This window comes from Acrocarpospora catenulata (assembly GCF_018476525.1).
Lineage (GTDB): Bacteria > Actinomycetota > Actinomycetes > Streptosporangiales > Streptosporangiaceae > Acrocarpospora > Acrocarpospora catenulata.
In genome coordinates, this window is record NZ_JAHCST010000021.1 from 23,966 (window position 1) to 50,279 (window position 26,314).

General features: G+C 68.5%; 22 protein-coding genes. 8 read left to right on the plus strand and 14 right to left on the minus strand.

Translation table 11 applies throughout. The features are described 5' to 3' along the window. Positions 1-89: 89 nt before the first annotated feature. On the plus strand, positions 90-836 hold the full coding sequence (locus tag KIP79_RS22235; protein WP_214106824.1) for a hypothetical protein: 747 nt from the start codon (positions 90-92) through the stop codon (positions 834-836). Positions 837-1,602: 766 nt separating this feature from the next. On the opposite strand, the gene KIP79_RS22240 is transcribed toward KIP79_RS22235, so the two are convergent. Together KIP79_RS22240 and KIP79_RS22245 are read right to left on the minus strand one after the other, a co-directional pair. Beyond that, entirely contained in the window at positions 1,603-2,076 is a 474-nt protein-coding gene (locus tag KIP79_RS22240; protein ID WP_214106919.1) for a LysR substrate-binding domain-containing protein, read from the minus strand. Then, the gene (locus KIP79_RS22245; protein WP_214106825.1) at positions 2,055-2,510 is read right to left on the minus strand and encodes a LysR family transcriptional regulator; all 456 of its coding nucleotides are present in this window, start codon (positions 2,508-2,510) and stop codon (positions 2,055-2,057) included. The genes KIP79_RS22240 and KIP79_RS22245 overlap by 22 nt, the downstream gene beginning before the upstream one ends. Before the next feature lie 143 nt (positions 2,511-2,653). On the opposite strand from KIP79_RS22245, the gene KIP79_RS22250 reads away from it, so the two are divergent. Then, positions 2,654-5,407: an FAD-linked oxidase C-terminal domain-containing protein gene (locus KIP79_RS22250; protein WP_308169837.1), complete on the plus strand. Its 2,754-nt coding sequence runs from the start codon at positions 2,654-2,656 to the stop codon at positions 5,405-5,407. Here the strand turns inward: KIP79_RS22250 and KIP79_RS22255 are convergent. The 6 genes from KIP79_RS22255 to KIP79_RS22280 are packed head-to-tail and all read right to left on the minus strand — an operon-like array spanning position 5,397 to position 13,103. Beyond that, positions 5,397-7,241, minus strand: coding sequence for a dipeptide ABC transporter ATP-binding protein (locus KIP79_RS22255; protein WP_214106826.1), 1,845 nt, complete (start codon positions 7,239-7,241; stop codon positions 5,397-5,399). The two genes, KIP79_RS22250 and KIP79_RS22255, sit on opposite strands and share 11 nt — an antisense overlap. Beyond that, entirely contained in the window at positions 7,238-8,125 is an 888-nt protein-coding gene (locus KIP79_RS22260; RefSeq protein WP_250213640.1) for an ABC transporter permease, read from the minus strand. Before KIP79_RS22260 ends, KIP79_RS22255 begins: the two co-directional genes overlap by 4 nt. Before the next feature lies 1 nt (position 8,126). Continuing rightward, a complete protein-coding gene (locus KIP79_RS22265; RefSeq protein ID WP_250213641.1) occupies positions 8,127-9,134 on the minus strand; it encodes an ABC transporter permease in 1,008 nt (335 codons plus the stop codon). Positions 9,135-9,139: 5 nt separating this feature from the next. Next, the gene (locus tag KIP79_RS22270; RefSeq protein WP_214106827.1) at positions 9,140-10,729 is read right to left on the minus strand and encodes an ABC transporter substrate-binding protein; all 1,590 of its coding nucleotides are present in this window, start codon (positions 10,727-10,729) and stop codon (positions 9,140-9,142) included. Further along, the gene (locus tag KIP79_RS22275) at positions 10,726-12,144 is read right to left on the minus strand and encodes a serine hydrolase domain-containing protein (RefSeq protein ID WP_214106828.1); all 1,419 of its coding nucleotides are present in this window, start codon (positions 12,142-12,144) and stop codon (positions 10,726-10,728) included. Before KIP79_RS22275 ends, KIP79_RS22270 begins: the two co-directional genes overlap by 4 nt. Continuing rightward, positions 12,141-13,103 (minus strand): dipeptidase, encoded by a 963-nt coding sequence (locus KIP79_RS22280; RefSeq protein WP_214106829.1) that lies wholly within the window; start codon positions 13,101-13,103, stop codon positions 12,141-12,143. Before KIP79_RS22280 ends, KIP79_RS22275 begins: the two co-directional genes overlap by 4 nt. A 96-nt stretch (positions 13,104-13,199) precedes the next feature. Here KIP79_RS22280 and KIP79_RS22285 point away from each other — a divergent pair, with 96 nt between their 5' ends. The 6 genes from KIP79_RS22285 (at position 13,200) to hglS (ending at position 19,049) form a co-directional block, all read left to right on the plus strand. Further along, positions 13,200-14,147 carry a glycosylasparaginase gene (locus KIP79_RS22285; protein ID WP_214106830.1) on the plus strand — a complete coding sequence of 316 codons (948 nt, stop codon included), beginning with the start codon at positions 13,200-13,202 and terminating at the stop codon, positions 14,145-14,147. Continuing rightward, positions 14,144-14,968, plus strand: a complete 825-nt coding sequence (locus KIP79_RS22290; RefSeq protein ID WP_214106831.1) for a M55 family metallopeptidase — start codon at positions 14,144-14,146, stop codon at positions 14,966-14,968. Before KIP79_RS22285 ends, KIP79_RS22290 begins: the two co-directional genes overlap by 4 nt. A gap of 14 nt (positions 14,969-14,982) precedes the next feature. Beyond that, positions 14,983-15,786 (plus strand): SDR family NAD(P)-dependent oxidoreductase, encoded by an 804-nt coding sequence (locus KIP79_RS22295; protein WP_214106832.1) that lies wholly within the window; start codon positions 14,983-14,985, stop codon positions 15,784-15,786. Between the two features lie 70 nt (positions 15,787-15,856). Further along, positions 15,857-16,543, plus strand: coding sequence for a GntR family transcriptional regulator (locus KIP79_RS22300; RefSeq protein ID WP_214106833.1), 687 nt, complete (start codon positions 15,857-15,859; stop codon positions 16,541-16,543). Then, entirely contained in the window at positions 16,540-17,553 is a 1,014-nt protein-coding gene (locus KIP79_RS22305; protein ID WP_214106834.1) for an ornithine cyclodeaminase family protein, read from the plus strand. Before KIP79_RS22300 ends, KIP79_RS22305 begins: the two co-directional genes overlap by 4 nt. A gap of 89 nt (positions 17,554-17,642) precedes the next feature. After that, positions 17,643-19,049: a 2-oxoadipate dioxygenase/decarboxylase gene (hglS, locus tag KIP79_RS22310; RefSeq protein ID WP_214106835.1), complete on the plus strand. Its 1,407-nt coding sequence runs from the start codon at positions 17,643-17,645 to the stop codon at positions 19,047-19,049. Positions 19,050-19,152: 103 nt separating this feature from the next. Here hglS and KIP79_RS22315 read toward each other — a convergent pair whose 3' ends face one another. The 6 genes from KIP79_RS22315 to KIP79_RS22340 all read right to left on the minus strand — a co-directional run bounded on the left by KIP79_RS22315 (position 19,153) and on the right by KIP79_RS22340 (position 26,310). Beyond that, on the minus strand, positions 19,153-19,995 hold the full coding sequence (locus tag KIP79_RS22315; protein WP_214106836.1) for an MBL fold metallo-hydrolase: 843 nt from the start codon (positions 19,993-19,995) through the stop codon (positions 19,153-19,155). Between the two features lie 188 nt (positions 19,996-20,183). Further along, positions 20,184-20,984 carry a DeoR/GlpR family DNA-binding transcription regulator gene (locus KIP79_RS22320; RefSeq protein WP_214106837.1) on the minus strand — a complete coding sequence of 267 codons (801 nt, stop codon included), beginning with the start codon at positions 20,982-20,984 and terminating at the stop codon, positions 20,184-20,186. 38 nt (positions 20,985-21,022) lie between these two features. Then, positions 21,023-22,537 (minus strand): FGGY-family carbohydrate kinase, encoded by a 1,515-nt coding sequence (locus KIP79_RS22325; RefSeq protein ID WP_214106838.1) that lies wholly within the window; start codon positions 22,535-22,537, stop codon positions 21,023-21,025. Beyond that, on the minus strand, positions 22,534-24,117 hold the full coding sequence (locus tag KIP79_RS22330) for a glycerol-3-phosphate dehydrogenase/oxidase (RefSeq protein ID WP_214106839.1): 1,584 nt from the start codon (positions 24,115-24,117) through the stop codon (positions 22,534-22,536). The genes KIP79_RS22325 and KIP79_RS22330 overlap by 4 nt, the downstream gene beginning before the upstream one ends. A gap of 96 nt (positions 24,118-24,213) precedes the next feature. Beyond that, positions 24,214-25,260, minus strand: coding sequence for a substrate-binding domain-containing protein (locus tag KIP79_RS22335; RefSeq protein WP_214106840.1), 1,047 nt, complete (start codon positions 25,258-25,260; stop codon positions 24,214-24,216). 51 nt (positions 25,261-25,311) lie between these two features. After that, positions 25,312-26,310, minus strand: coding sequence for an ABC transporter permease (locus KIP79_RS22340; protein WP_214106841.1), 999 nt, complete (start codon positions 26,308-26,310; stop codon positions 25,312-25,314). Positions 26,311-26,314 lie beyond the last annotated feature (4 nt).

Here is a 26,314-nt window from a genome sequence, read left to right on the forward strand (position 1 = left end):
ACCGGGCATCCCTGCCCATTACGGACCTGCAAGGTCAGGAGTTCGACCTCACTCCCGCCCGATATCTGCGACCTCTTGGACTGGTCGCAATGTCACAGGCAAACCTGGCCGACCGGCGCAATGACCTGGCAAGCCGATTGGCCGGACTCGTCGGGCTGCTACCAGAACTTCCCCAGCCCAGCTCCGACGACGGCACGCCTCACCACGACGCATCGCTCGAAGAACTTGCACAGACTGGTGCCCTTGTTATTCGCCGGGCGGCACCTCGGTCGGTTAGTAACGAAAAAGACCTGGTAAGTGTGCGTGCCAAGGGGCGCGTTCTCACTAGCCAGGACGTCGCGCGCGCCCTGCCGCCGTCCGGGACCGACGAGATCATCATCGATGAGGTACACAACCCAACGATCCGCGAGGGCGATGTCCTCGTTCCCCTTATCGGTCGACGGCTTACCGCCCGCGTGGCGACTGGTGAGGACATAGGCGTCCATCTATCGTCCAGCGTCTATCTAATTCGGCCGGACACCGCTGCCCTCGATCCCTGGTTCTTGGCCGGCGTGCTGTCCAGCACTGGCGGCGGCAGGCAGGCTGCTCGCATGGCCAGTACCCTTGGCGACCGTATCCGCTTCGACCCCCGCCGTGTCCGGGTCCCCCTTCTTCCGATCGTGGACCAGCGTGCCCATGGCGAGTCCTTCCGCCGCCTCTGGGACTTCGCCCGCACCCTTCGTGCCGCCTACGACGAGGGCAATGACCTCGTTCGTGACCTAATTGACGCGACAGTGGCCTCCTTCCTTGACGTGCAGGATGCTGTGGTGGCGCGGGAGGCCGCCCGAAGTTCGTGACCCTCGGTTCGGTCGGTGCTCAGGACATGCTTCAGACCGGGGACCTATCCTGAGTCCGCTGGATTGCCACGCGTACGCGCAGGCGTCAACCTGATTCGAGGCGGAGAGTGGCCAGCCAAGAGCTCCGACCGTGGGTCAGATCTCACCCGATACCCACTACGCTCCGGCGTAAAACGCAGGCCGAGAGCCCACAAATCGTGTTGGTAAAAGCTGGGCCGGGTAGCTGATGGTTGCTCGGCGGTTGCTCATTGGCACGCGATACAGGGCAACATCGCGTGCCATCAGTGGGCAGTTTTACAGCGGCGAATCCAGACGATTTAATAAAAATAGATAGTCTGCGGCATCGAACGATACTAAGGCCACCGACTTTTAATCCGTAGGTTCAGGGGTTCGAATCCCTGGCGCACCACCGCCTTTGTCTCGATTTTTCCTGCCGGTTCCTCCCTTTTTGGGCCCTCAACACCGTTGTCAATTCTTCCGCTCGGGCAGCAAGAAATCGATCCGATTGCCCGTCTCATGAAGGGCGTACGCCGCATGTTCCAGGGCAGCGACGTACGCGGGCCACTACAGCAACTTCTGAATGACGTCCGTTCCGTCTATACGTCCGGACGGCCGAGGCCTAGAACGCCGGGTTAGCCTGCCGGCTGCTGTCGCCACCGCCCAGGCGGTCCAAATAGCTGGGGCGGTTCACCGGCCCTTGGTCGAGGTGTCCTGTGATGAAGCGGCCTGGCCGACCGCCGCTCGACCCGGCGGGCCCTCGGCCGGATCACAGCGCGAGCAGGTGGTCGGCGTCCTGGGGAACCGCCTGGCTTAGGGCCGCCAGGAAGTCGCCAAGCACCGGGTTCGCGTTGCCCTCCCGATGGATCGCCAGCACGGTGCGATGGGCAGACGCTTGCGACAGCAACGACACGGCGGATATGCGTTCGTCGGGCACGTGACCGAGTGCGGGCACGACCGCGACACCTCCCATGTGGGCGACCAACTCGCGTACGACGTCGTAGTCGTTGCTGCGGAACGCGATCGTGGGGGTGAACCCGGCGAACGCGCACAGCCGGGCCAGCGAGAGGTCCCCGGCCGTGCCCTCCCGGCTGGTGATCCACTGGCGGTCGGCCAGCCGCGACAGGTCCGGCGGTCCCGTCTCGCCGGACGGGCGCAGTAGCAGCAGATCCTCCCTGACCAGGGCGAGCGTCCTGACCCCCGTGGGCCACTGCCGGGGACTCAGTCCGTACTCGTAGACCAGCGCGACGTCGAGCCCCCGTCGGTGAGCGAATCGAGCAGCTTTTCCGGCTCGCCGTCGTCCAGGGTGATCTCGACGCCGGGTCGACGCCGCCGGAAGTCGGACAGCGCAGCGGGCACCAGACGGACGCTCGCCGTCGTGAAGCTGCCCACCCGCAGCCGCCCGCTCGACCCCTTCGCGAGCCGTCGCACCTGGTAGTCGAACTCGTCGACGTCGGCGAGCATCCCCCGGCTCAGTTCGGCGAGGCGGTCCGCGACCGTCGTCGCCCGGATACCGTGTGCCTCACGCTCGAAAAGCGTCAGACCAGTCTCTTTCTCCAGTGCGGCGATCTGCTGCGACACCGCCGACGCGGTGTACCCGAGCTCGCGCGCGGCGGTCGCGAACGAGCCCGTCCGGTGGACCACCTGGAAGGTCAGCAGATGATGCAGCTTGAACATGTCCCTCTCCCGGCAGCAGCATAAGGAACACTGGCCCTCAGCTTAAAAAATTAGCATTCTGCTTACTCTTGGCGTGACGGCGCCGAACCCCTCATGGTTGGCTCTTGCACTCCCCGATCAGGCGGAAGCGAAGGAGACGGGACGTGACCATCTCGACCGAGCGCACCGGCTCCGCCCCGGAACCGGCCGAGCTCGCCCGCTCGCTGCGCCGAGCGGACTGCGGCGAGGTCGCGACCGACCCCGGTCGGCTGGCGCAGTATTCGGCGGACGCGTCCAACTACCGGCAGGTGCCGCGCGCCGTCCTCTTCCCCCGCACCCGGCAACAGGTGATCAACTCTGTGGCCGCCTGCCGCGAACTCGGGCTGCCCGTCACCTGCCGTGGCGCGGGCACCAGCACCTCCGGGCAGGCTGTGGGCTCCGGCGTAGTGCTGGACTTCTCCCGCTTCTACAACCGGCTTCTGGACCTCGATCCGTCGGCTCGCCAGGCCACCGTGGAACCGGGCATCGTCCTGGACGACCTCCAGGCCGCCGCCGCCCCGCATGGGCTCCTATTCGGTCCCGACCCTTCGACGCACAGCCGTTGCACCATCGGCGGGATGATCGGCAACAACGCCTGCGGCTCCCACTCGTTCGCCTGGGGCCGTACCGCGGAGAACGTCGTGGAGCTCGAGGTCGTCACCTACCGCGGCACCGTGATGACCGTCGGCGAGATGACCCGTGAGGAGATCGACCAGGCCATCGCCGAAGGAGGCGAGCGCGGCGCACTCATCGGACGGCTGCACGAGCTCGCCCAGGCCGATCTGGAGCTGCTGCGCACGCGGCTCGGCCGCTTCCCGCGGCAGGTCTCGGGCTACGCACTCGAGCAACTGCTCCCGGAGAACCGCTTCAACCTCGCCCGAGCCCTGGTCGGCGCCGAGGGCACCTGCGCCGTCGTGCTGTCCGCGAAACTCCGGCTGGTCCTCGCGCCGCAGGACCGCTCGCTGGTGGTTTTCGGTTTCACCGACGCCTGCGAAGCGGCCGACGCGGTCCCGGACCTGCTCCGGCAGCCGCGTCTGGTGGCGCTGGAGTGCGTGGACCAGGCACTCACGGACATCGTGACGCGGCCGCAGACCCGAGCGACGATCGAGACCCTGCCGACCGGGCGGGCCTGGCTCTTCGCCGAGCTCGCCGGCCCAACCGGTGAGCTGCCCGCCGCCGGAGCAGAGCTGGTCGCCACCGCCCGTTCCGCCAAGGGCTTCACCGATGCCGAGATCGTCGCCGACCCCCGGCGGGCGAAGAGTCTGTGGCGGATCCGGGAAGACGGCGTCGGGCTCGCCACCCGGCTGCCCGACGGATCGCAGGCGTGGCCGGGGTGGGAAGACGCGGCCGTCCCACCCGCCCGGCTCGGCGCCTATCTGCGCGAGCTGCGGTCCCTGTTCGAGCGGCACGGGCTCTCCGGCGCCGTCTACGGGCACTTCGGCGAGGGCTGCCTGCACACGCGGATCAACTTCGACTTCACCACCGAGCACGGAGTCGGCGTCTTCCGCGCATTCCTCACCGACGCCGCCACGCTCGTCACAGCCCACGGCGGCTCACTCTCGGGCGAGCACGGCGACGGCCAGGCACGGTCGGAACTTCTGCCCATGATGTACGGGCCCCAGGTCATGCGGATGTTCGAGCACTTCAAGCACGTGTGGGACCCGGACAACGGACTCAACCCAGGCATGATCGTGCACCCGCTGCCGCTCGACGGAAATCTGCGCGTCACCCCGCACCGCCCGGCGCTCCCCCTGGTCACCAGGCTCCCCTTCCACGCCGACGGCGGGGACTTCGCGAAGGCGACCCGTCGCTGCGTCGGGGTCGGCAAATGCCGATCCGCCACCCCTCAAGGCGGGGTCATGTGCCCCAGCTACCGGGTCACCCGGGACGAGAAGGACTCCACCCGAGGCCGGGCCCGGCTGCTCTACGAGATGACCCAGGGCGACGTCATCACCGACGGGTGGCGCTCCACCGACGTGCGCGACGCCCTCGATCTCTGCCTCTCCTGCAAGGGGTGCAGCGTCGACTGCCCGGTCGGTGTCGATGTCGCGAGCTACAAGTCCGAATTCCTGTACCACCACTACCGGCGCAGGTTCCGGCCGGCGTCGCACTACTCGATGGGCTGGCTGCCGCTGCTCTCCCGGATCGCCGCCCGGATGCCGAAGGCGGTCAACGCCGTCACCTCGTCCCGGCTGGCCCCGCTGATCAAACGAGCCGGTGGCATCGCGGCGGAGCGGGAGCTCCCGCGGTTCGCCGACCGGACGTTCCTCTCCTGGTTTCGCGCCCGCGCCCCCTCCGGGACCGGTGAACGCGGCCGGGTGACGTTGTGGGTGGAGTTGCTCGCGGACAGGACGCCGGGCTGGGACCCCCGCGGGTCGAGGTCTCCTCCATCTCCCAGACCCACTGCCATCAGCACGCCGCCTCCGGATTCGACGCGGACGCCGCACTGCTCTCCGCGCTCGGGGTGGACAACCAGGTCCTCGACTCCGGATGTTGCGGACTGGCCGGAAACTTCGGCTTCGAGAAGGGCCACTACCAGGTGTCGCGGGAGGGCGGCGAGCAGGTGCTGCTCCCCGCCGTCCGCGAAGCGCCACCGGACACCGTCATCCTCGCCGACGGCTTCAGCTGCCGCACCCAGATCGACCAGGCGACCGACCGAACCGGCATCCACCTCGCCGAGCTCATCGCCAGGGCCCTGCCCGACAGCCCCGCCTCGTTGTCTCTCACCGCCGCACAGGTATGAAAGGCGCGCTGGTCATCGACGGAGCCGATTCCGGGCGTATCAGGCGCGACTTGCGGTCCGGCTCGGCGAACCTGACGATGCCATCACCACCCTGAGCGGCGGCAACGATGACCCAGCCCGCTGGTTCAGTCGCTGAGCCATTCGTTCGTCGCGCGCGGCGCCGCCTTGAGCAACTGGACCGTGTACGGATCCGCCGGTGTCTCAATGATCTGATCGGTCGGACCCGATTCGACCACTCGGCCGCGATTCATGACGTACACGCGATCAGCGATCTGACGCACGACAGCCAGGTCATGCGTGATGAACAGCACCCCGAGGTGCTGCTCGCGCTTGAGCCGATGCAGCAGGTTCAGGATCTGCGCCTGCACCGACACATCGAGGGCCGACACGGACTCGTCGCAGATGAGCACGCGGGGTCGTGCGACCAGTGCGCGGGCGATCGCAACCCGCTGGCGCATGCCTCCAGACAGCGAGGACGGACGTTTGCGTGCGGTCGCCGCCGGGAGACCGACAGACTCCAGCAGGCGTGCGACCTCTCCCTTGACATCCGTCGTCCTCGGCGCGTGCGTACGCACCGCCTCGGCGAGCGTCCACCCGATGCTCCGCTTGGGGTTGAGGCTCGAGTACGGGTCCTGGAACACCATCTGCACTGCGCTGCGCACCTGGCGGGCAGCGCCTGCGGGGAGTTTCGCCCAGGCCGACACGTCGACCCCGGCCACGTGGATCGAGCCCGATGAGATGTGTTCGAGTCCGATGATCGCGCGGGCAAGGGTCGTCTTGCCCGAACCCGATTCTCCGACGATCCCGACACACTCGCCCTCGGCGACGTCGACCGACACTCCGTTGAGCGCCGGGATCCGTGCCCCCGCGAACGTCTTCGAGACAACCTCGACGCGGATGACGGCATCCGGCGGCGCGGCAGGCCCCTCGATCTGGTCGGGCACCTGTGCGGCGGCATCCCGTGCCCGCGCCATGTCGGCGCGCACCTCTGCTATGCGCACGCATGCGGACCACCGGCCGGGTTCGATCTCGCGCAATGCGGGGGTGCCCGCCGTGCACTCCTCTCGAGCCCAGTCGCAGCGCGGTGCGAAGACACATCCGCCCGCGACGTCGTCGGGGGCGGGGACCGAACCGGGGATGGCGACCAGTTCGCGCAGGCGCTGGTCGAGCGGTGGTTCCGAGAGCAGCAGCGCGGACGAGTAGGGGTGCAGCGGCTCCCGGTCGAGCTCGTCGCTGCGGGCCACCTCGACCACCGACCCGGCGTACATCACATACACCCGATCGCAGGTCGCGAAGGCGACGCGCAGGTCGTGCGTGATGAGGATGAGGCTCATGTTCCGCGCCTGCTGGATGCGCTTGATGAGAGAGAGGATGCCGCGCTGCGTCGTGACGTCGAGGGCGGTCGTCGGCTCGTCGGCGATCAGAAGGTCCGGGTCGCGGGCGAGCGCGGCGGCGATGCCGACCCGCTGCCGCATGCCTCCGGAGAGCTGGAACGGGTAGCGGTCGGCTACCGAGGGGTCGGTTATGCCGACCTCCGCCAGCCGCCGCACGACTTCTTCCCGTCGCGCCGCCCTGTCGAGGGTGGCGTCGCGTGGGAGCGACTCGCCGATGATGCGGGCGCACCTCTGGATCGGGTTCAGGGACGTGAACGGATCCTGCATGATCATGCCGACCTCGCGGCCACGCACGCCGCCCCACTCCCGCTCGCTCAGTCCCATGACGTCGCGGCCGTTGAGCCGCACCCGCCCCTCGGCGGTCAAGGCGCGGGGCAGGAGCCCCATGATCGACTTCGCGGTGACGGATTTGCCGCTGCCGGACTCGCCGACGAATGCGACGGACTCTCCTCGGGCGACCTCCAGTGCGATGTCGGAGACGACGGTGGCGAGATCGTCGCCGTCGAGCCGGGTGACGCGCAGATCCGTGACAGACAGGATCGACGCGGACGGGACGGTCGCTGCGGCTGCGTTCATCGTGGTCCCTCCTCGGAGAGTCGTTCATACGCCCAGTCCCCGATCACCGTCATCGATGTCGCGGTCAGGATGATGAGCACCGCGGGGGCGAGGCAGGCGAGGGGCTGGACGAAGAGCAGCGGCTGGTTCTCGGCCAGCATGAGCCCCCAGTCGGGCTTCCCCGGGGGGACGCCGAGACCGAGGAAGCTGAGAGACGCGAGGATGCCGACGGAGCCGGCGAACACGAGGAAGGTGTTCGCGACCGAGATCGGCGCGACGTTGGGCCAGATGTGCAGCCACATGATCCGCCGGTCCGAGACCCCGACGGTCTTCGCGGCCTCGACATATGGGCGCGGCATCTGCTCCAGTGTGGCCCCGCGCACGACCCGGGCGTCGAGAGGCACGGTGAGTACGACGAGGATCAGCACGGTCGGCCAGTAGCTCGCCCCGACGACGCCGGCGACGACGACGAGGATCAGCAGCGAGGGGATCGCCCACATGAGGTCGATCCATCGCATGATGAGGCTGTCGACCCGGCCGCCTCGATAGCCGGCCAGGAGCCCGAGCAGGTTTCCGATGAGGAACGATCCCAGGGCGATTACGAGCGGGCCTACGAAGGCCGAGCCGGTGCCGGCGATCAGCCGGGAGAGCGTGTCCCGGCCAAGCGCGTCGGTGCCCAGCAGATGCTCCGCCGACGGCGCCGCGGTGATGTTCGAGAGGTTCTGCACGCTGGGGTCCTGCGGGGCGAGCAGCGATCCCGTCACCGCGAACAGAACGACGACCGCTATGAACACGAAGCAGCAGACGATGATGAACTGCGGCGCCGCGCGGCGACGACGGCGACGGCCGGTGCCCCTGGTGGAGACGGCCTCGCTCATGGTCGTGCTGGCTGAGACACCGGACATGTCATCGTCTTCCGAGTCTGAGGCGCGGGTCGACGAGCATGTAGATCACGTCGGCGCAGAGGTTGATGGAGATGATCAGGACGCCGATGAGCATGGTGACGCCCTGGATGACCGGCAGATCCTTCGCGCCGGCCGACTGCACCAGCAGTTGGCCGATCCCCTGGATCGAGAACGTCACCTCGACCAGCACCGCCCCCACGATCAGCCCGCCCAGGACGACGCCGCCGATGGTGATCACGGGGATGAGCGCGTTGCGCAGCGAATAGGTGAGGAGGATGCGGGTGCGTGACAAGCCGCGCGCCCGCGCGAAGGTGATGTAGTCCTGGTCCAGTACGTCGATCATCGCCGCCCGGGTGTGCTTGACGACATAGGCGCAGCTACCGAGCGCGAGGGCGATCGCCGGGAGGGTCAGGTGCCACAGGGTGTCGAGTCCGCCGGATCCCTTGCCGTACGCGGGGAACCAGGACAGGAGCACGGCGAACACGTACAGCAGCAGGATGGCCGCGACGAAGGTCGGCGTCGACAGCCCCACGACGACCGATGCCGTGGTGACGCGGTCCGCGGTACGGCCGCGGCGCATCGCGGCGAGGATGCCCAGACCCACGCCGACGATCATGGTGAGCAGGAACGCGAAGATCCCGAGCGCGATCGACACGGGAAGGCGGGAGGCGATCTGCGTCATGACCGGCAGACCGGACTGGATCGCTGTGCCGAAGTCGAAGCGCAGGGCGCCGCTCGCCCAGATCGCGTACTGCTCAAGGAACGGGCGATCGAGGTGGAACTGCGCTGTCAGAGCGGCGACGGTCTCAGGGGTGCGCGGCTTCTGGCCGAGCAGGGCGTCGACGGGGTTCCCCGGCGCCAGGTGCACGAGCGAGAAGACCAGGAACGAGACGAGGGCGAGCATCACGACCATCGCCGCCAGCCGGCGGACGATGAACAGGAGAATCGGCCACCGGTCGGAGAGCTGCCTGCGCTCCCCGACCGGTTCCGTGACCGTAACAGCGGACATGCGGGTCAGCTCTTGGGTGTGATGCCGAGCAGCCACGGACCGCGCGAGGTCCACAGCGCGTCGAAGCCGGTCCACTGCAGGGAGTCGGACAGGGCGAGGGTCTCCTTGAACTGGAACAACGGGACGGAGGGCACGTTCACTGCGAACTCGTTGTTCATCTGTGCATAGATCGACAGGCGCTTGGCGGGGTCGTTCGTCGCGAAGCCCTCGCCGATGAGGCGATCGACCTTGTCGTTGCTCCAGTTCGTGCCGTTCCAGTTGCCTTTCGTGGCGTTCGCGCTTCCGATCGCGTAGTTGAACGCGTCGCCCGGGTCGGCCGATACGGCCCCGTAGGTCGCGTACTGGGCGAGGATGGCGGTGCGGTCGGCGCCGAGCGCGAGGGCGGTGTTCTCCTCCGAGGACTCGGCCTTCAACTCGGCGGTGATGCCGATCGCGGCGAGCTGGGCGACGATCGCCTGCGACACGTTGCTGTAGGAGTCGCCGAAGTCGGCGACCGCGATCGTGACCTTGACGCCTTCGGGATAGGCGGATGCGGCCATCTCCGCCTTTGCGGCGTTCAGGTCGAAGGCATTCGTCGGCACGTCGGCCAGTGCGGTCTTGACCTCGTCGGCCGTGCCAAGCTGCTGCAGCAGCGTGGGCGGGATGAAGTAGTCGGCCGGCTCGGCGAACCCGCCCCAGGCTTCGACGAGGGCGGCCCTGTCGAGCGCCATCGCGACCGCGCGTCGTACGTGGACGTCGTTCCACGGCTTGACCAGCACGTTCATCACGAAGTTCCCGGTGTCGCCGGCGCCAGGAACGGCGATCAGCTCGGTGCCCGCGGTCGAGGAGAACGCGCGGTTCTCATCGGGGAAGTAGACGTCCAGTTCGCCGGAACGGAAGGCGATCGCCGCGCTCGTGTCGGTGGAGAAGAACGTCCAATCGACCTTCTGAATGTCGGGGGCGCCTCCCCAGTACGCGCTGTTCGCGGTCAACGTCGCCTGGCTCGTCGGATCGAACTCGGCCAGCGCCCACGGTCCGGTGCCGATCACGCCCGTTCCCGGCTGCCCGAAGGAGGAGCGGTTCGCGTCGTAGAACGCCTTCGAGAAGATGCCGAGCTGGCTGCGCGCGGGGACGACCGCCCACGCCGCGTTCGGCTCGTTCAGGGTCACCCGCACCGTACGGTCGTCGACGGCCTCGATGCTCCGCAGACTCGACGGGAAATTGTAGGAGTTCGCCGAGCCGTCGCCGCGGTAGTAGTCGTAGCTGAAGACGACGTCCTGCGCGGTGAGTTTGGTGCCGTCCGAGAAGGTGACGCCGTCTCGGAGGTGGTACTCGTACACGGTCGGCTTCGGCTGCTTCCACGATTCGGCGAGCCACGGCTGGAGTTCGCCGTCGGCGTCGATGATCAGCAGAGGCTCGAGCATCAGGCTGCCGAGTCCGGACCCGTAGCCGACGTTGCTCTTCGTGTAGTCGAGCGTGGTCACGGCGGACGAGCCGATCTTCACGGCGTCGATCGCGTCATCGCCGGATCCGTCCGTCGATCCGCCGGTGCAGCCGGAGATCACGAGGGACAGCACGACGAGGGCACCCGCCACGAGTGATGTGCGCTTCCTCATTTCACGGGTCCAATCCTGGGGTCGGGAACTGCGGTGTTCGGGTCAGGCAGCGGGCGGCGAGGCGCCGTACGCAGGTGGTGTCGAAGCCAGGCGACGTCCCCGTGCTCGTCTCGGAGGAATCGTGCGAGGGATTCGTTGCGTGTCCCCGGCGCGACAAGGAAACGATCAGGCGACACGGGCGCGACCGGGACCCGGAACGGCTCGAAGGACGTCGCCGGATACGGGTCGTCGAGCCATTCGCCGAGCACGGTGTGCTCCATGCAGGGCGCGTCGTCGTCGATCCGGATGCGCCAGCGGTCGAGATGGGTCTGGTAGACCCCGGCGCCGTCGGCCAGGAGGGCGGAATCGATGGAGGCATCCGGTGCGGGCGGAACGGGCAGGTCCAGATACGACGTGAGAGCCCTGTCGATGGCACGGCGCGCGGTGGTCCCGCCGGCGGAGCCGTTCGTGAGCACCGCCATGGCGAACCCGCGCTCCGGCACCATCGCGAAGTGGCAGGGTTGTCCGTTGGCGCCGCCCCCGTGGGAGACGATCCGTACGCCGCCGCGCTCCTCCAGCCACCAGCCCAGGCCGATGGCGGGCTCATCGCCGACGGGGCCGGCAGGCCGGTGCGAAGCCGTCCGGAGGGCATCGGAGAGGATCGTCGGCTCCCGCCCTTCGATCTGGAACCGCGCGTACGTCATGAGGTGCCGGGCGCTCGCGATGAGGCCGCCGACGGGGTTGGAGCTGCGGGGCATCGCCCACGGCCGCGCGATGACGATGCTGTCGTCAACGACGGTGTGGCCGACGGCGACCCGCCCGTAGACGACGTCCTGCGCGAAGAAGCCGGCCCCGCTCATGCCCAGCGGCCGAAGGATCCTCCGGGTGATGGCGTTCTCGAAGGTGTCGTCGTCGACGACCTCAAGGATGCGTCCCAGCGGGTAGAACGCGGCGTTGTTGTAGCCCCACAGGCGACCCAGCGGAGTCGCGTCCTCAAGGATCTCCATGCGGGCGACGACGCGCGCGAGAGCGTCGTCGCCCATCCCGGTGTTCTCGAAGAACTCTCCGTCGAACCCACAACTATGGGTAAGGCACTGCGCGATCGTGACCTCGGCGGAGGTGGTCTCGTCGGCGACCCGGAACTCCGGCAGGTACCGGCGGATGGGCACGTGCAGTTCGACCGCGCCCTCGTCGGCCAGTTGTAGCAGCGCCGTGGCCGTGAAGGTCTTCGTCACCGAGCCGATCTGGAACAGCGTGTCACCGTCGACGGCGAGAGGGTGGTGCACGTTGGTGACACCCAGGCCGGCTGTCGCCCAGCGTCCCTCGTGGAGGACTCCGACCGAGAGACCCGGCACACGATCGATGTCCATCTCCGCGCGCAGGTGGTCGATGAGCGCCGGGTCGATGGCGCCCTCCGCCGTGATCGCGCCGGTCATGCCGCCCACACGCGCTCGAACAGCCGCATCCAGTTCTCGCCGAGCACGCCGCGAATCTCGTCGTCGGCGTAGCCGCGTTCGGAGAGACGATCGGCGAGCGCGGAGATCGTACGGGGCGATTCGATCTCCTGCGGGTACAGCCACGGCGGCGGCGGGTAGTTGTCGGCCGACCAGTCACCGCCGGCGATCATCTCGTCGTATTCGCCCTGCGTGATCGTCGAGTAGTCGAGGCCGAGGCCGACATGCCCGCCGCCGACCAGCGAGTCGATGTGCACGATGTGATCGATGAACTGGTCGAGCGTGGACTGCCTCGCCGCCGAGACGAAGGCCGGGAACCCGTTCATGCCGATCACGCCTCCGGAGGCGGCGATGCCGCGGAGGATCTCGTCGGGAAGATTGCGCGGATGCGCATGCACGGCATGGGCGTTGGAGTGCGACGCGATGCACGGGCCACCGGCGTGCGCGAGGGCGTCGGCGCAGGTGCGCCATCCGGTGTGCGCGAAGTCGACGAGCATGCCGAGGCGGGTCATCTCGGCGACGACCTGCCGGCCTAAGGTGCTCAGACCGGCATCGGAGGGCTCTTCGCAGCCGTCGCCGATCGGGTTGCGGCGATTGTAGGCGAGGCCGACCATCCGCAGGCCGAGCTTGTGGAACACGGTCACGTTGCTGATTTCGTACCCGAACGGCACCGGGCTCTGGAACTGCAGCACGACGCCGAGGCGTCCGCTCTCGTGCGCGGTGCGCAGGTCGTCCGCCGTCTCGGCGAGCAGCAGACGGTCATCGGATTCGATGATCCGGAGGGTCTCAGCGACTCCGGTCAGAGCGCTCAGTGTCGAGCCGCCGCCGGCGGTGACGACGCATGCGGAGAACCCGCCCTCGATCCATTCCGGATACCGCGAGCGCCAGACGTCGGGCGGGCACGTCGCGTCGATGGTGAGCGTCGAGCGGGGATCGACCATGAACCGTCATCCTCCTCGGAGTACCTTACGGGAGGTAAGGTGTAATACCTTACGCCTTACCTTGTCAAGCAAGTCGGCGTGAGCAGCGGAGGACACATGGGCCAGCCAATCGTGATCGGCAGCGAACGCAGTGAGGCGGGGCTGCCGGCGGCGATGGAGATCCTGAGCCGTGACGGAAGCGCGGCCGACGCCGTCGAGACGGCGCTACGCCTGTGCGAGGACAACCTCGCCGATCACTACGTCGGTACGGGCGGGCTTCCGAACGCACAGGGTGTGGTCGAGCTGGACGCCTCGATCATGGTCGGATCCACGCGCGCGTTCGGTGGCGTGGGTGCGGTCCGCGGTTACCCCCACCCCATCTCCATCGCCCGCGCGGTACTGGAGAAGCTCCCGCAGCACGCGGTCCTCGTCGGCAGCGGCGCCGAACTGTTCGCGCACGAGCTCGGGTTCGAGAAGGCCGAGCTGCTCACGGACGAGTCCCGCGCGCTCTACCGTGACGCGCTGCGCGAGTCGACGTCGTCGGTGGAGGGCGAGAACACCCGGGCGACCACGGGCGATCAGAAGTACCGGGAGGCCGCCCTCGAACTCGTGCGCCGCCTCGGTCCGCACGACGGGCCGTGGGGCACGATCAACGTGCTCGCGGTCGACGCCGACGGCGAGCTCGTCGTGGGTGTGTCCACCAGCGGATACCCGTGGAAGTACCCGGGGCGCATCGGCGACTCGGCCATCCCCGGCGCCGGCAACTACGCCGACCTCCGCTACGGCGGCGCCGCCTGCACCGGCCGCGGGGAGTTATCGATGCGGGCCGTCGGCGCACACCGCATCGTGGACCGCCTGGCCGCCGGTGACGACCCCACCGCGGCATGCCTGGCGATGCTGCGCGACGCGGCGCATCTGCCCGACGAGTTCCGCTCCGAGCTGCGCTGCCTCGCCCTCACCCCCGACGGCCGCCACGGCGCGGCGGCCGGCCAGGCGGGGTCGACCTACAACGTGATGACCATGTCGTCGACGCAGCCCGAGGCGCACCCGCGGAGTGTGCTGTGAAGGTCTATCTCTCCTCCGATATGGAGGGCACCGCCGGCGTCGTCGACTGGGACCAGTGCACCGCCGAGGGACGTGACTATGCCCGCTTCGTGTCGCTGCTCACCGATGAGATCAACGCGGCCATCGAGGGCGCGGTCGAGGGCGGCGCGACAGAGTTCGTGGTCAACGACTCCCACTCGGCGATGCACAACCTCGATCCGCGCGCGCTGTCCGGCGGCGCACGCCTGATCTCGGGCCGGTACAAGCCGATGTACATGATGGAGGGACTGGACGGCAGCTTCGACGCCGTCTTCCTCGTGTCGTACCACGGATCGATGGGCGCGGAGCGGGCGGTCCTCTCGCACACATACTCCTCGCGGGCCATCGCCGAGGTGTGGATCGACGACAGGATCGCCGGCGAAGCCGCGATCAACGCACTGGTCGCCTCGGCCTACGGGGTGCCGATCGTGCTGGTCACCGGAGACCGGACGACGGAGATCGAGACCCGGCCCTTCTGCCCGGACGCGCGTTTCGCGGTGGTCAAGGACTCGATCAGCCGCTTCGCGGCCAACTCGCTGCACCCGTCCGAAGCCTGCGCCCTCATCCGAAGGGAGGCCCGCTTCGCCGTGGAGGGAGCCGCCTCCGCCCGGCAGCGCGATTTCTCGCCGCACACGACGATCACGGTGCGCTTCACGACCGCCGACTACGCCGACCTCGCCGACCGGATCGTCGGCGTCGAGCGCGTCGACGCCCTGCACGCGCGCATATCGAGCGCGGACCCCCTTGAGCTCTATCGGACGTTCCTCACCGTCGTCTACCTGACGCGAGGATTGGCATCGTGAAAGGCGACCAAGCCATGAGAGAAGTGCACGGGAAGACGGCGATCGTGACCGGCGCGGGAAACGGCATCGGGCGGGCGATAGCCCATGCGCTGGCGGAGGCCGGAGCCGCGGTGATGGCGTCGGACGTGTCGGAGAAGGACGCACGGCGCACCGCCGAGGAGATCGCGGGGAGGGGTGGGCGCGCGACCCACGCCGCCGTCGACATAGCCGAAGAACAGGCCGTGATCTCCCTGGTCGACACGGCCGTCACCGCCTTCGGCGGGCTCGACATCCTCGTCAACAACGCCGGGATCGGGGGTCCGATGGTCCGGCTGCACGAGACCGAGACCACGGACTTCGAGCGCGTGCTCGACGTCAACCTGCGCGGAACCTACCTGTGCACGAAGTACGCCCTGCCGCACTTCCTGCGGCAGGGCGATGGCCGCATCGTCAACATCGCCTCGACCTACGGACTCGTCGCGGCACCGAAGACCGCGGCGTACTGCGCCACCAAGGCGGGCGTCGTGCATCTCACCAGGCAGCTCGCCGTCGACTACGGCCCCGACGGCATCCGCGTGAACGCGATCTGCCCGGGCTACATCGACACCCGTGACGGCAAGAGCCTCTCTCCGGAGGAGGTTGCGGCGCGTGCGGGGCGGCAGCTCATCCGCGACGCCGCGGCGGCACGACAGCCGTTGGGCCGCCAGGGACTGCCCGACGAGGTCGGGGAGGTCGCGCTCTTCCTCGCCTCTGATGCGTCGTCGTTCATGACGGGCGCCGTCCTCACCGTCGACGGCGGATGCGTGACAACCTTCAACTACGGAGACGCGAGCAATTGACTCCCCGAATCCTCATCCGGACACCGAACGGCAGCGGCGACGCGGACAGCTCTCCCGAGAGGGGCCACCTATGAGCACCACCATCCCCGGCATCACCGTCATCGACCGCGTGCCGCTGCGAGATCAGTGCCGGCAGGCCCTGCGCGGCCTCATCAACTCCAATGCGCTCAAGGCCGGCGAGCTGCACTCGATCGGATCGGTCGCCGACCAGCTCGGCGTCTCGATCACCCCCGTACGGGAGGCCCTTCTCGACCTCGCCGGCGACGGTCTGATCGTGATGGAGCGCAACCGCGGGTTCCGAGTCGTCCGGCTCACCGACGACGATCTCGACGAACTCGTCGAGATGCGGATCCTGCTGGAGGTGCCGACGGTGGCCCGCGTCGCCTCGCTCGTGCCGCCCCCCGACCTGTCGGACCTGCGCGACCTGGCCAACGAGATCGTCAAGTGCGCGGCATCCGGCGACATGGTCACTTTCCTGACCCTCGACCGTGAGCTCCACCTGCGGATCCTGGAGCGCGCCGGTAACGGACGCCTCGTACGGGCGGTGGGGCTGCTGCGCGATCAGACCCACCTCTACGGGCTTGAGAAGGTCGTCGGGACCGAGGAGTTCCACCACTCCGCCGCCGAGCACCCCGAGCTGCTGGATCTCATCGAGGCGGGCGACGCCGAGGGCGCCGCCGCGCTCATGCACCGGCACCTGCTGCATACCCGAGGACTCTGGGCGGGGCGCGCCGAGGACGACGGGACGGAGTCATGAAGACGGCGAGCGCACAGGCGACCGTCGAAGCGCCGCGGCACTGGACCGATGCCGAAGTGGCCGAGCACCTCACGCTCGCCGAGACGGTGGAGGCCGTGCGTCAGGCTCTGGTCGATGCGCACCGGGGCAGGATCGAGCAGCCGCAGCGACTGGCGCTCGGCGACGGGCGGCTGCTGGTGATGGCGGCGCGGGCGAGCGGAGCCGTGGGCGATGCCGTGGTGAAGACCGTGAACGTCTCCGCACACGCCGGGGAGGTCGCCGAAGGCGTGCACGGCATCGTGCTGTCGCTCGACGGCGAGACGGGACGGGTCACGACGGCTGAAGCGTCGACACTGACGGTGCTGCGCACGGCGGCGCTGGTGGCGCTGGCGACCGAGGTGCTCGCCCCGCCGCGCGTGCACACCCTGGCCGTGCTGGGGGCGGGGCGTCAGGCGCGGGGGCAGGTCGCCGCCGTCGCGCTGGTGCGCCGCCCGTCGACCGTACGGATCTGGAACCGCACGCGCGAGCGCGCCGCGGCGTTCGCCGAGGAGCTGGCGGCGACGATGCCCGAGGTGCGCGTCGAGGTCGCCGACACCGCCGACCAGGCCGTGGGCGGCGCCGACGTGGTGTGCTGCGCGACCGCATCGACGGACGCGCTCTTCGATGCCTCGGCGCTCTCTCCGCAGGCGCATGTGAACGCCATCGGCGCGTATCGTCCCGACATGCACGAGATCCCGCAGGAGGCGATGGCCGTCGCGGATCTGGTGGTCGCCGACGACGTCGCGGCATGCCTGGTCGAGTCGGGAGAGATCATCGACGCGGTCGTCAGCGGCGCCGTCGACGCCTCTCGCCTGCGCTCGCTCGGCGAGGTGCTGATCGATCCGCCGACGCGGCGAGGCGTCACGGTGTTCAAATCGGTGGGCATCGCCGCCGCCGACTACGCCGCCGCCCGACTGCTGCACCGGCCGCGCGGGGGCGGGCACGACATCCCATCAGCGATCAACTCTCCCGACCGGCCGGCAGGGGCATGATCTTTCATCACAACGAGTGCTCACCTGTCAGCGGCTACCACCAGGAGTCTGCCGGATGGCTTACTCCCAGAACTGATTAGGACCCCGTCATGACCGCGATCGTCACGCTCTCCGAGCTGCGTGCCCGCTTCGCCGTCGGTCTCGCCGAGCTCTACGGCCGAGAGGTGCCCGCCTACACGACCCTGGTCGACGTGTCCCGCCAGGTGAACGAGGACCACATCCGCCGTCACGGACGTCAGGTCGAACGCCTCGGGAGCATCGATCGCGTGACGGCCGAGCGGCACGGCGCGATCCGCGTGGGCTCACCCGCAGAACTCGCCCAGGCGGCTCGGCTCTTCGCAGGCTTCGGCATGAAGCCCGTCGGCTTCTACGATCTCCGGGACGCTTCGTCGAGCTCCGTGCCGGTCGTATCCACGGCGTTCCGCCCCACAGCCCCCGACGAACTCGCCCGCAACCCATTCCGCGTGTTCACCTCGATGCTCGTGTCCGACGATCGACGTTTCTTCGACGAGGCGACCCAGCGGCAGCTTGAGACCTTCATCGCCGCACGGCGGCTCTTCGGCGAGGAACTGCTCGGACTCGCCGATCGCTCGGCCGCCGACGGCGGGCTGTCCCCGGACGATGCCGACCGGTTCCTCGCGCTGGCCACCGCCGCGTTCGAGCTGTCCCCCGACCCCATCGACGAGGCCTGGTACCGGCATCTCAAGCGGATCTCGGCCGTGGCCGCCGACATCGGCGGTTCGCCGTCGACGCACATCAACCACCTCACGCCCCGCGTCCTCGACATCGACGACCTCTACGCGCGGATGTCGGCACGCGGCATCACGATGATCGACGAGGTCCAGGGTCCACCGGCCTGGGCCGGACCCGACGTGCTCCTGCGGCAGACGTCCTTTCGCGCCCTCGACGAGAGCCGGCTGTTCCGGCAGCCCGACGGCACAGTCACGGAGGGCCTGCTGCGGGTGCGGTTCGGTGAGGTCGAGCAGCGGGGCATCGCCCTGACCGAGCGGGGACGAGATGTGTACGAGCGCGCGACGGCCGAGGTCGTGCGGCAACTGTACGCGGTGACCGGACGCGAGGCGCGTGGGGCGGTCGCCGCCGAGGTATGGGCGGACTTCTTCCCGATTCACGAGGTCGACCTCGCCCTCTCCGGACTCGGTTTCTTCACCTACCGCGCCGCATCGAGCGCCCCGTACACCGGCACCGGCGATCTGCGGGCGCTTCTCACCTCGGGCGCGGTCGTCGCCGAACCGATCGTGTACGAGGACTTCCTCCCGCGGTCCGCGGCCGGCATCTTCCAATCGAATCTCGCCGACCAGGGATCCCGGGACCACGCCGCGCAGGCGAAGAACTACGACATGGAACGGCTGTCCGAGTCGATCGGCCTTCCGATCGACGAGCCGGTCGCCCTCTACCGGCGGCAGCAGGACAAGTCGCTGGCGGAGGTCGGGCGCACGCTGGGAGTCACGGTGACCGGGACGCCGACCGGGCGATGAGCCAGGGCCCACATGATCGGCATCCCGACCGGGGTACAGACCACGCCGCTTGTTGTAGCCGGATTGCTTGCGTCTGCGTGCCGGAACTTCGGACTTACTCGTCCTAGGGGGAGACGGGCGCGAGGTAGATCGCGAAGTCGCCGATGCTCGCGACGCACGCCGCTTGCCGGAAGCAGTCCTTCCCGCTTTCGAACACGACTCCTCCCGTGAGTGCGGTGGCGATCGCGTCCGCCTCCCGGCCGATGACGTCGCGACCGTGCCGACCGGCGCGGCTGTGGGGGCTGAGCACGGCCACGACCGTGGACGGCAGAAGCGCGTCGAGCCGTCGCAGCGACGCGACGAACTGCGCGGGGTCGGCGGTAGGGAGGTGGGCGTAGATGCCGCCGGTGTCGATCGCGTCGCCGCCGAAGAGGAACCCGTGGGACTCGTCCACGAGGCAGATCGAGTCCTGGGTGTGACCGGGGACATGCACGACGCGCAGATCACGCCCGCCGAGGGGCAGCACCTCGCCATCGTCGAGCAGCCGCGTGGCCGCACTCGGGCGGAAGTCGGGATGTTGCGGCGCGAAGTCCGCAGGGAGCGGCCGGGCGGTCGACGCATCCGGAGAGAAGCGCTCGACGTAGTCGAGGAATCCCTCCCAGTACGCCGTCAGCCATCCGGGCGGCGGTCCCTGGGCGAGCAGTTCGGCGCCCGCATGGTGGATGGCGACCTCGTCGAACTCGTGGTTGCCGCCGACGTGATCGAAGTGGTGATGAGAGGCCACGGTGAGCACGGGTCTGTCGGTGAGCTCCGCCACGACCGGACGGATCGGCCGCACGCCCAGTCCCGTATCGAAGAGCACCGCCCGCTCATCGCCGATGATCAGATGGCTGCGTACGTGCGAGGGCTCGGCGATGACGAAGGTGTCGTCGTCGATCCGCTCGATCTCGAACCAGGGGTCGATCATGGGAGGCCTCTCGTCTGCCGCGGGGTCAACGCAGCGGCGAGAACGCGTCGAAACGCGGCGTCGCTGCTGCCGGTGGTGATCAGGTAGGCGAGGATCCGGCCGGTGGCCGGGCCCTGGGTGACGCCCTACATGCCGTGCCCCACCGGCCCTACAATCCGTGATGCCAGTCGAACAGTGTGTTATGTAGATCACGTAGTCACGTCCGCGGCGACCACGACCTCGACGCCAAGGTGGCGGATGCCCTCGACCGTCTCGGCCGGAGTGGCGGAGTCGACGATGACAACGTCGAAGGCGCTCAGCGGCATCATCATGTGCAGGGCACGACGTTCGAACTTGGTGTGATCGACATAAAGGATGCGCTGTCGAGACGACTCGAACATCGCCTGCTTGATGAGCCCGGTCTCCACCGCCTGGTGGAAGCAGGCGTTGTCGATCACGGCCGCGGTCGACATGAGGAACACGTCGGCGCGCATCCGCCGGATGGTCTCGATGGTCTGACCGTCCTGATAGGCATCGCACCACTCCTGGTACTTCCCGCCGACGAGGTTCAGGGCGATCCCCGGCTCGTGCTTCAGGACCTGCGCGACCGCGTCGAAGTTCGTGATGACGGTGAGCGGTGATATGCCCTTGATCTCATTCGCGAAGAAGATCCCTGTGGTCGAGTCGTCGAGGAAGACGGCTTGGCCCGGCTGGATGAACGCCGCCGCGGCCCGGCCGAGGGCGAGCTTGGCCATGCGGTTCTCGTCGAGGCGGTACTCGGTGCTCGACTCGAACAGTCTTGTCGAGACCGCGGTGGCCTTGCCGTGGCTGCGGCGGAGGACACCAACGGTCTCCAACTCGACGAGGTCGCGCCGGATGGTCATGGCGCTCACACCGAACCGTTTGGCCAGAGTGGCCACCGCGACACTGCCGTGCGCGATCACGTACTGGGCTATCGACCTCTGACGCTGCTTGTTACCGCCTTCCGGTTCGGCGGACTGTCCGTCCATTTCCTCCGTCCCCTGGGCAGACCCCGTACTGACGATCGTCACGTCTTCGACCCTATCGCTGCCAGGCCCCGCCATACCGGGCCAAGCGCGTCCACGGCCGTGAGATACGCCTGATACCCGCGTTGCATGACGGCGGCGCCCGCCTCCGACGGCTCGTGCCTGCGTTGGTAGCGCACACAGCGGTCTACGCCCTCAGCCAGATCGGCGAACATCCCGACACCCACGCCCGCGCACAGCGCCGCGCCGAGCGCACCGGTCTCGTTACTCTCCGGCACCGAAACCGGCTGGCCCAGCGCGTCGGCGAACATCTGCGACCAGATGCCGCTGCGGCCGCCTCCTCCGGTGAGGGTGACCAACTCCGGCTGGTACGTCCGTCGGAGCTGCTCCACATGCCATCGGTGGGTATGCACGACACCCTCCATGACCGCGCGAACCAACTGTCCTCTGGAGTGCCACGCACGCAGCCCGAGGAAGCCTCCCGAGGACTCCTTGCCGAACGGCGAGCCGTACAGGAAGGGCAGGTACAGCAGGTCGTCGGGCTTGTGCAGATCCTTGGCGACCTCGACGTTGAGAGCGGCGAAGGGGTCGGTGTTGTCTTCCAGTCTCACTGAGCTCAGGTTGTCGGCGAACCATTCGAGGTTGCTGGCGGAGGTGGGTGACACGGCCATGCTCATCCACTGTCCGGGCTCGACGAAACTGCGGCACAACCACATCGGGCTGGTGTGCGGCTGGTCGGCCACCACTTCGTTGATGTTGTAGGTTCCGGCGATCAGCGTCATCGCGCCCGGCTTCGCGCTACCCGAGCCGATGGCGCACGCGTCCACGTCGTGCAGTCCTGAAACCACCGGGGTCCCCCGCCGCAACCCGGTGTATTCGGCCACCTCGGCGGTGACCCGCCCGGCGACCCGCGTCGAACCGACGATCGGGGGCAGCAGGGACCGAAGCGATCCCAGTCCGTAGAGCTCGAACGCCCGTTCGTCGTACCGCTGGGTCGCCACGTTCACGAACGAGCAGCTCGCGTCGGTGAGGTCGGTCGTCGCCTCCCCGGTGAACGCGAGCTTGAGCAGGTCCTTGCAGGACAGGGCGAAGCTGCTGCGCGCGAGCACCTCCGGCTCGTGCTCCCGCAACCAGGCGAGCAGCGCTGAGGCGGCCGCAGGGAACGGCGGCTGGCCGGTGAGTTCCAGCGCGGCGTCGTGAACCCCAGCGCGTTCCCACTCCTCGACAAGCTCCGCAGCGCGGGTGTCGAGGGAGAGGATGCCAGGCCGGGTGGGCTTCCCCGCCGCGTCGGTCAGGTAGACACCGTCTCCGTGGCCGGTGATGGCGAGGGCACTGATCGAACCGCCGGCGTCGGTACCGGGGAGGTTGTCGACCACCGTACGCACGGCCTTCAGGCCGGCCTCGACGACCTCAAGTGTGTCGCGCTCCACCCAGGCCGGCCGCGGCGTCGCGATGCGGACGCGGCACGAGGCTGAGGTGACCTCGTGGCCCGCCACGTCGAAGAGGACGGCCTTGATGATCGTGGAGCCGGCGTCGATACCCAGCAGATAGGTCATGGTGTTCCCGAGTAGCGTGGCTGCAGCTTCTTGATGTAGTGACGGTAGTGGGCCATGTCTGTTTCGACCCGGTCCGCAGCCCAGCCGCAGAACCGTGTCACGACCTCGGCCACGTCAGCCAGCGAGGCCAGGCCGAGGTCGTCGTCGAGTCCAGTCATGATCCGCCGAGCGATGATGTCCTCCAGCGTGACGGCCTGTGACTCTTCGACGGCGAACACCACCTCCGCCGCGATCGTCGCCCTCGTCCCCCGGAGCACCTCGGCGAGCCGGGAGTCCCGTGCGGCGATGTCCTCGACGGCCTGCGCCCGGATCCCGTACGAGGCCACGAGCCTTGCGGCCACCTCGGGAGGCAGCGCGGACCTTTCAAGGTATCCGGCGATCCAGGCGTTCCGGTCCGGATGCTCGGCGCCGGGCAGCCGGGCCGTGCGGGTCGGCGTGCGCGTGACCTTCCGGCCGAGGAGCTTGAGCACCCGGTCGACCACGTCCTCGCCGACCGATCGGAAGGTGGTCAGCTTGCCGCCGATCACCGACAGGACTCCCCGCAGCGGCCCGTCATGCGTCTTGACGATGTGCCGCCGGGTGATGTCGCCGGTCGGCCCGTCCGCGGAGTAGGGCAACGGGCGGACGCCCGCGTAGCCCCACAGCACGTCGTCGCGGCCCAGCCGGGCCTCGGGGATGAGTGTGTTGGTTTCGGCCAGGATGTAGTCGATCTCGCCGGCCGTCGGAGACACGGCGCCCGGCTCACCGGAGAAGCGGTCGTCGGTGCTCCCCAGCAGGTAGCGCCCCCGCCACGGGATCACGAACAGGGCCCTGGAGTCCGATCTGGCCTCGTAGTAGACGGCGTCCGAGGGCGCTCCGGGGAATCGGCCGACGACCAGGTGGGTGCCCTTCGTCCCGCCCATGAGGGGGGTGGGTTCCGCGCTGTGCATCGCTGTCAGCACATCGTCGACCCACGGGCCGGCGGCGTTCACGACCAGCCTGGTCGTCACGTCGTACCGCCGGCCACTGGTGGTGTCGGTGAAACGAAGGCCGGTGATCCCCTCGCCCGACCAGGTGGCCCCGTCGACCTCGGCGTGGTTGACGATATGCGCTCCGGCCGCGCGGGCCGCCGCGGCGAGTTCGGTCATCAACCGCTCCGGTTCGGCCACCTGAGCCTCGAAGTACGCCACCCCGCCGCGCAGGCCGGTCCGGTTCAACGACGGCAGCAGCCTGACGAAGGATCCCGTGGAGTACTGCCGGTGCCAGGCGGTCGACTTGTCGAAGGACAGCACGTCGTAGGCGAGCATCGCCGCCCGCAGCAGCCACGGCCGATGGGTGGCGCCGCGGTAGAGCGGGAGGCAGAACCGCAGCGGCTCGACCAGATGCGGAGCGGCGCTGAGGAGCCACTCGCGCTCCCTGAGCGAGTCGCGGACCAGGGCCACGTCCCCTCGCTCCAGGTACTTGAGTCCTCCGTGGATGAGGCGGCTGTTCCACGCCGACGTCGCCCACCCGAAGTCATGCTTCTCGAGGAGCAGTACCGGTATTCCGCGAAGCGCGGCGTCCCAGGCGATCGCCAGCCCGTTGCAACCACCCCCCACCACGACGAGATCGTACTGGGATCGAAGTGACAGTTCTCTGCAGTTCACGCGCGAATCCTTGGACTTGGGGTCGGGCCAAAGGGGAACCGGGCCGGCAGATCACCCGGCCTGGTCGTTGAGGCTTCCTGCCGAGATGTCGCCGCTCGTCACGTTGGCGTCGACAAGACCGGGAAGTTTGGCGAGGAACGCGTCCTTGCCGGTGACCACGTTCTGGTAGGCCGCGTCCACGTTGCCTTCGGTGATGATCGGCATGTTGTAGGTGTAGGCCTTCTGGTACGGCTTGCCGGTCGCGACCAGTCGCGCCACGGCGAGCCCCGCCGCCATCTCCACCACGCCGTGCTGCAGGTTGGTGCCGAGCATCGAGCCGTTCTGGACCGCCTTCAGGCCGTCCTCGATGCCGTCGATCCCCACGACCAAGATGTCCTTACGCCCGGCCTCGGCCAGACCCTTGGTGGCGCCGAGCGCCATGTCATCGTTCTGGGCCACGATGCCGTCGATCTTCCCGCCGGCCGACTGCAGCCACGTCTTCACCTTGTTGCCGGCCACCTCGGGCTTCCAGTCCGCGGCGCCCTCGGCGACGACCTCGATGTCGGGGTTCTTCGCCAGGATGTTGTGCATGCCCTTGGTCCGGTCGATCTCGAAGGACGAGCCGAGCGCGCCCTGGAGGATCGCGATGCGGCCCTTGCCGTTGAGCTTGTCGACCATGATCTGCATCGCCTGCTCACCCGCCTTGACGTCGTCGGGCAGCACCGAGGTGGTGATGTTGGAGGTGTCCTTCAGTGTCGCGTTCACCGCGATGACCGGGATGCCCTCCTTCTTGGCGCGGGCGAGCTGAGGGCCGAGGGAGTCGGCCTGGACCGGCGCCACGATGATCGCGTCGACATGCTGGTTGATCATCTGGTCGATCTGGCTGGCCTGGGTGCTCACGTCCTGTTCCGCGGAGTTCCACAGCAGGTCGATGTCACGCGCCTTCGCGTACGCCTCCATCCCTTCCTTGCCCTGGGTGATGAAGGGGGACATGAAGTAGACCGTGACACCGATCCGAAGCCGGTGCTCGCCGCCTTCGGCGGCGTCGGGTCCGCAGGCGCCCAGCGTCATGACCAGGCTGGTGGCGACTAGTGCGGTCAGTTTCCTGAAGGTACTCATCTGGCGTCCTTAACCGGTGAGAGGGGGGTTGGGGGGATAAGAAGGCGAGGACTAGCTCTTGCGGCGGGCGACGAAGACGTCCACGGCCACCGCGGCTGCGATGAGCGCGCCCTTGATGACGCTTTGCCAGTACGAGGGGACGAGGAGCAGGTCCAGCCCGTTGTTCAGGGTCTGGATGAGCAGCAGGCCGATCAGCGTGCCCCAGATCGTGCCGCGGCCCCCCATCAGGCTGGCCCCGCCGATGACGACGGCGGCGATCGCGTCCAGCTCGTAGCCGGCGCCCAGGGTGGGGGCCGCGGTGACCACCCGGGAGGACAGCAGCCCGCCCGCGAGCCCGGCGAGTGCGCCGGACACGGCGTAGACGCTGTACAGCACCCCGCGAACCTTGATGCCCGCGATGCGCGCCGCCGTGATGTTGCCGCCGACCGCGTACACCCGTGTTCCGTAGGTGGTTCGGCGCATGAGAAGGGCGAAGACGACCAGGACGAGGAACATGAGCCAGACGGGCAGTTCGAGCCCGAACAGCGTGGTGTTGGCGAAGGCGCCGAACCCCGCGGGGATCCCGTTGATCGGTGCGCCGCCGCCCACTACGTAGGCCAGCCCGGAGGCGGTGGTGAGCATGGCGAGCGTCGCCACGAAGGCGGGCAGGTTCAGGCCGGCGACCAGGATGCCGTTGATCGCGCCGCAGACCAGGCCGGCCGCGACTGCGACCGCGATGCCCAGCCACAGTGCCTCGGGATTGGCCTTGGCCACGATCGCGCCGGACATGGCCGCGAGCGCGATCACGCTGCCCACCGACAGGTCGATGCCACCGGTGAGGATCACCAGGGTCTGCCCGCACGCGATCAGCGCGAAGGGCGCGGCTGCCACCAGGATCGTTGCGAGGTTTCCCGCGGTGGCGAAGTGGGGGCTCGCGAAGGAGAAGTAGACCAGCACGCAGAGGACGGCGAGTGACATGCTGTTGGCGATCATGCCGTTCTTGACCTTGGCCGCGATCGCCAGCCGCTTGGAGACCGTCACGTCCGTTCCCGCGGCAATGAGTTGCGTCATGAAG

Coding starts and splice junctions, on each gene's coding strand:
- KIP79_RS22325 (WP_214106838.1), bottom strand. CDS start 22,537: ATGACCTATCTGCTGGGTATCGACGCCGGCTCCACGATCATCAAGGCC.
- KIP79_RS22285 (WP_214106830.1), top strand. CDS start 13,200: ATGGGCCAGCCAATCGTGATCGGCAGCGAACGCAGTGAGGCGGGGCTG.
- KIP79_RS22340 (WP_214106841.1), bottom strand. CDS start 26,310: ATGACGCAACTCATTGCCGCGGGAACGGACGTGACGGTCTCCAAGCGG.
- KIP79_RS22300 (WP_214106833.1), top strand. CDS start 15,857: ATGAGCACCACCATCCCCGGCATCACCGTCATCGACCGCGTGCCGCTG.
- KIP79_RS22275 (WP_214106828.1), bottom strand. CDS start 12,144: ATGACCGGCGCGATCACGGCGGAGGGCGCCATCGACCCGGCGCTCATC.
- KIP79_RS22295 (WP_214106832.1), top strand. CDS start 14,983: ATGAGAGAAGTGCACGGGAAGACGGCGATCGTGACCGGCGCGGGAAAC.
- KIP79_RS22265 (WP_250213641.1), bottom strand. CDS start 9,134: ATGTCCGCTGTTACGGTCACGGAACCGGTCGGGGAGCGCAGGCAGCTC.
- KIP79_RS22305 (WP_214106834.1), top strand. CDS start 16,540: ATGAAGACGGCGAGCGCACAGGCGACCGTCGAAGCGCCGCGGCACTGG.
- KIP79_RS22320 (WP_214106837.1), bottom strand. CDS start 20,984: ATGGACGGACAGTCCGCCGAACCGGAAGGCGGTAACAAGCAGCGTCAG.
- KIP79_RS22255 (WP_214106826.1), bottom strand. CDS start 7,241: ATGAACGCAGCCGCAGCGACCGTCCCGTCCGCGTCGATCCTGTCTGTC.
- KIP79_RS22335 (WP_214106840.1), bottom strand. CDS start 25,260: ATGAGTACCTTCAGGAAACTGACCGCACTAGTCGCCACCAGCCTGGTC.
- KIP79_RS22270 (WP_214106827.1), bottom strand. CDS start 10,729: ATGAGGAAGCGCACATCACTCGTGGCGGGTGCCCTCGTCGTGCTGTCC.
- KIP79_RS22315 (WP_214106836.1), bottom strand. CDS start 19,995: ATGATCGACCCCTGGTTCGAGATCGAGCGGATCGACGACGACACCTTC.
- KIP79_RS22235 (WP_214106824.1), top strand. CDS start 90: ATGTCACAGGCAAACCTGGCCGACCGGCGCAATGACCTGGCAAGCCGA.
- KIP79_RS22245 (WP_214106825.1), bottom strand. CDS start 2,510: ATGTTCAAGCTGCATCATCTGCTGACCTTCCAGGTGGTCCACCGGACG.
- KIP79_RS22280 (WP_214106829.1), bottom strand. CDS start 13,103: ATGGTCGATCCCCGCTCGACGCTCACCATCGACGCGACGTGCCCGCCC.
- hglS (WP_214106835.1), top strand. CDS start 17,643: ATGACCGCGATCGTCACGCTCTCCGAGCTGCGTGCCCGCTTCGCCGTC.
- KIP79_RS22260 (WP_250213640.1), bottom strand. CDS start 8,125: ATGTCCGGTGTCTCAGCCAGCACGACCATGAGCGAGGCCGTCTCCACC.